Source organism: Streptomyces sp. WM6386 (genome assembly GCF_000972385.1).
GTDB lineage: Bacteria > Actinomycetota > Actinomycetes > Streptomycetales > Streptomycetaceae > Streptomyces.
On sequence record NZ_JXTE01000298.1, the window covers coordinates 1 to 771 of the forward strand.

1 pseudogene is annotated in these 771 nt (G+C 65.8%); it reads left to right on the forward strand.

Features of this window, described 5'->3' with window-relative positions:
• A pseudogene (locus tag TN53_RS41340) lies at positions 1 to 771 on the forward strand (IS256 family transposase); the annotation flags it as partial.

The window sequence follows — 771 nt, forward strand, 5'->3', positions numbered from 1 at the left end:
GGGCTGCAGTTGACCAGCGAGGCGGGCTGCTGCAGCAGTTGACCAAGACGGTTCTGGAGTCAGCCCTGGGGGGCGAAATCACCGACCATCTCGGCTATGACGAGCACGATCCGGCGGGCAAGGACGGCGGCAACTCCCGTACCGGCACACGGTCCAAGACGGTACTGACGGACGTCGGGCCGGTCGAGATCGACGTGCCTCGCGACCGGGAGGGCTCCTTCGAGCCGGCCATCGTCAAGAAGCGGCAGCGCCGGCTGACCGGCGTGGACGAGATGGTGCTCCCGCTGTCCGCGAAGGGCCTCACGCACGGGGAGATCTCCGCGCACCTGGCCGAGGCCATGGGACGCTGGTCGAGAGAACTCGCCTACTGCTATTCGCAACGATCCGTGGAAACCGCCGCGTCTACCCGGTCGTCTTCATTGACGCTATCAACGTCAAGATTCGCGATGGCCAAGTAGCGAACAGGTCGATCTATGCGGCCCTGGCGGTCACCGCCGAAGGGCACCGCGACATCCTCGGCCTGTGGGCCGGCGACGGCGGCGAAGGCGCGAAGCACTGGCTTCGCGTGCTCTCCGAGCTCAAGAACAGGGGTGTCGAAGACGTCCTCATGCTGGTCTGCGACGGGCTGAAGGGGCCGCCCGACGCGGTCGGCGAGGTGTGGCCGCGAACTGTGGTGCAAACGTGTTTGGTTTTCCTCCCGCGGGCGTCATTTCGATTCGCGGCCCCACAGGACTGGGACAAGATCTCCAAGGTGCTCAAGCCCGTCTACAC